This is a genomic window from Frankia canadensis (assembly GCF_900197875.1).
Lineage (GTDB): Bacteria > Actinomycetota > Actinomycetes > Frankiales > Frankiaceae > Frankia > Frankia canadensis.
Genome location: NZ_FZMO01000321.1, coordinates 1 through 3700, shown reverse-complemented (window position 1 = coordinate 3700; position 3700 = coordinate 1). Strand labels below are relative to the sequence as shown.

Below are 3700 nucleotides of genomic sequence, written 5' to 3'. Positions count from 1 at the left end.
GCCCCCCGGAGCAGCCGTTGACCGACAACACCCCGCCGCCGCCCCGAGGATTCAGTCTGATTCCCGCCGGCCAGCAACACCCCCGCCTCCAACGCGCCGGCCGCTACACCCCCGCCTCCATGCAACACCCCGCCAGAATGCTCCCCGCTCTCGCCCGCCACCTCATCACCCACTACAGCAAGCCCGGCGACATCCTTCTCGACCCGATGTGCGGCATCGGCACCACCCTCGTCGAGGGCGTACACCTCGGCCGGGTCGCCCTCGGGGTGGACCTGGAATCCCGCTGGGTGTCGCTGGCCCGCGCCAACATCGCCCTCGCCTACCAGCAGAACGCCCCCGGAAGCGGGGTCGTGATCCGCGGCGACGCCCGCCGCCTCCTCGACATCGTGCCCGTCGAATATCACGGTCAGATCGGTCTGCTGCTCACCTCACCGCCCTACGGGCAGGCCACCCACGGCACCATCACCGCCACCCCCGGCGCCGGAGTGAACAAAACCGACTACCGCTACTCGGAAAACCCCAAGAATCTCGCCAACGGCGACCTCGAGGAACTCCTCGACGGCATCGCCGACGTCTTCACCGCCGCCCACACCCTGCTCCGCCCCGGCGGGATTCTCGCGCTCGCCGTCCGCCCCTACCGCCACGCCGGCGCCCTCGTCGACCTCCCCGGCGCCCTGCTCGACCTCGCCGATGAGACCGGCCTACACCTACACGCCCGGGCCGCCGCCCTCCTGGCCGCCCTCCACCCGGACGGCGCCCTCACCCCCCGCGCCACCTTCTTCGCCCTCCACAACATCCGCACCGCCCGCGCCGCCGGCCACCCCCTCCATGTGATCGCCCACGAGGACATCCTCCTGCTCCGCACCCCACACCACCCCCCTGACAGCACCCCTGACCAGCCACAACAGGCCGTCTGACAGTGGACGGCCCGCTCGGGGCGATCTGACAGTTCGTTGGCGAAACGCCTGACAGTCCCCTGGCGAAAGCCCTGACAGCCCTGCCGCCGGGCCGGTACACGGCCCGGCGGCAGGGCCGCACGGGCGCACGCGATCCCTCGGCGCCTGCCGCCGGTCCTGCCGCGTGCGCCACTGCCGCGCGGCACCGGCCAGGCCGCCGCGCCTGGCCGTGCCCGCTCCTCCTCCCGCTGCTCTGGGAAAGGTCCTGTGTGAAGAAGTGGACCGAGGCGGACATCCTCGCGCTGCCCGCCGTCATCGGCCTCGTCACCGCCGGCGAGATCCTCGGTATCGGCCGCACGAAAAGCTACCTCCTCGCCCAGCACGGCGAATTCCCCGTGGACATACACCGGGTCGACGGCCGATACAAGGTACCCACCGCGGCTCTCCGCTCCTACCTGGGAATCAACAAAGAAACATGACGATGCCGCTTGACATTCCCGTGACGACCGAGCCTGAATGGACGCCGGTCGGATATTCATCCGATTTCCCGGTCCCACACCCATACAAGGGAGCCCCGTGAAACGAACCATTTTCAAACGCTGCGGCTGCAAAGACCCGAACACACGAAAGCCCCTCGGCGGGAACTGTCCGCGGCTGCGCCGCAAGGGATCGAACAGCTGGCGGTCAGATCACGGCACCTGGTACTACGCGGTCGACCTGCCCCCCGGCCCCGACGGGAAACGCAACCACCGGCGGCGCGGCGGATTCGCCACCAGCGACGCCGCCGAACGCGAGGTCGACCGCATCGAAAACCTCCTCGCCATCCCCGACCCGGGTGACACGGCCGGCATGCAGGCGGTCGTCGCGCTCATCGTCGCTGCGATCGGCGAGCGCACACCTCTCCCCGACCCCGGGGAGATCGCCGGCCGATATCAACGGAAAACAGATCTCGACCCGACGCTCACCGTCGGAGGATGGCTCGACCAGTGGCTGGCCGGCCGGCGCACCATCAGCCGGTCCACCCGCGACGGCTACGAAATCAACATCCGCCTGCACCTCAAACCCTACATCGGTGACATTCCCCTGCACCTGCTCACCGTCGGACATCTCGAGGACCTCTTCGACCAGATCGACGCCCAAAACGAGACGATCCGCCGGGTCCGCGCCACCGGCACAGCAGCAGAAAAGGCCGAGTTCAAAGGCCGGCGGCTCATGGGCGACGCGAACAAGCAACGTGTCCGCGCCACCCTGCGGGCGGCGCTGAACGCGGCTATCCGCCGCGGGAAAATCATGATGAACCCGGCGCAGTTCGTCGAAATACCTTCCGGTAAACGCCCGAAAGCGCTGCTGTGGACCGCCGAACGGGTCGTGCACTGGCTCGAGACCGGCGAGGTCCCCTCCAAGGTCATGGTCTGGACCCCCGACCTCGCCGGCCACTTCCTCGACCACGCCGAAGACAGCCCGCTCTATCTGCTGTTCCGGCTCATCGCCCAACGCGGACCACGCCGCGGAGAAGCCTGCGCCCTGCACTGGCCCGACCTCGCCATCGACACCGCCCCCTACACGGTCACGATCCGCTGGCAGATCACCCGCTACGGCATGAGCACCCCGAAATCCGACGCCGGGGACCGCGTCATCAGCCTCGACGCCGACCTCGCCCGAGAATTCCGCCTCCACCGCCGCCGCCAACAAGCCCGCCGCCTCGCCGCCGGTCCCCGCTGGACCGACACCGGCCTCGTCTTCACCGACGAGTTCGGTGCCGCGCTCAATCCCGACCATGTGCGCCGCGACTTCGCCGCCCTCGTCGAGAACGCCGGCCTACCCCCCATCCGCGTCCACGACCTGCGGCACCTCGCCGCCACCCTCGCCCTCGCCGCCGGCGCCGACCTCAAAACCGTCCAGGCACTCCTCGGCCATTCCTCCATCGCCATCACCGCCGACACCTACACCCACGTCCTGCCCGAACTCGCCGAAGCCATCGCCGAAAACGTCGCCCGGCTCATCCCCCGCGCCCCCCAGCCCCGCAGTGCCTGACCCGCACTCGAAAGGAGGACAGCTCCGTGAACGTCGAGCAACCCGACGACACCGACGCAGAAAATGGCTGGACACCGCCCGCTGCCCGCGACCTCGCGGACTGGCGGCTCCGGATGCGCGACCATCTGGCCAGCACCGCCGGCCGACAACTGCTCGCCGAGACGGCCCTCACCATCCGCAGCACCCTGCTCCCTGCCGTCGCCAGCGCCCAGGCCGCAGGGGAGATCCTCGCCCGCCAGGAAGCCAGCCGGCTCGGCGGCGCCACCCTGTTCTACGCCACCCCCCAGATGACCCGCTGGGCCCGCACCGCCGCCGCCACCCCACCCGCAGAACCGGTCCACCTGCGGCGGCTGCCCGCCACGAACGGGCTGATGCTGTTCGCCGCGCCGATCGGCGCCTACCAGCAGCCCACCGCCGCCCTGCTCGCCGTCCACGGCGCCACACCCACCTCCCACACCCCCGCCACGCTGACCGTCCCGATCGTCGCCGTCTCCTGGTCACCGTGGAACGCCGACGACGAAGCCCGCGCCGGACACCGCTGGCTCCACCACCACGGCGACGCCCGCCATCCCATCCCCAGCCACACCCGAGGTATCTGGCTCACCTTCTACAGCCCGGCCGGCGGCGGCTGGGCACAGCAACCCCCCGACACCCCCATCAGCACCCTGCCCGCCGGCACCATCACCGCCGGCAGCCTCACCGACGCCGCCCGCACGCTCGCCCCCCCCGGGACCGCCGGTCGGGGCCATGTCTCCCAGCAGGTCGGTTAC

General features: G+C 70.4%; 4 protein-coding genes. All 4 read left to right on the top strand.

The window, feature by feature from the left end:
- Window positions 1-917: TRM11 family SAM-dependent methyltransferase (locus tag C1A33_RS22000; RefSeq protein ID WP_423748119.1), on the top strand; the 917-nt coding region annotated here is incomplete at its 5' end.
- 248 nt (window positions 918-1165) lie between these two features.
- A complete protein-coding gene (locus C1A33_RS21995; RefSeq protein WP_101833278.1) occupies window positions 1166-1375 on the top strand; it encodes a DNA-binding protein in 210 nt (69 codons plus the stop codon).
- A gap of 97 nt (window positions 1376-1472) precedes the next feature.
- Complete coding sequence (locus C1A33_RS21990; protein WP_243407812.1) at window positions 1473-2930, top strand: tyrosine-type recombinase/integrase; 1458 nt, start codon at window positions 1473-1475, stop codon at window positions 2928-2930.
- 26 nt (window positions 2931-2956) lie between these two features.
- The coding region (locus tag C1A33_RS21985) for a hypothetical protein (protein ID WP_207770436.1) at window positions 2957-3700 on the top strand (744 nt) is incomplete at its 3' end.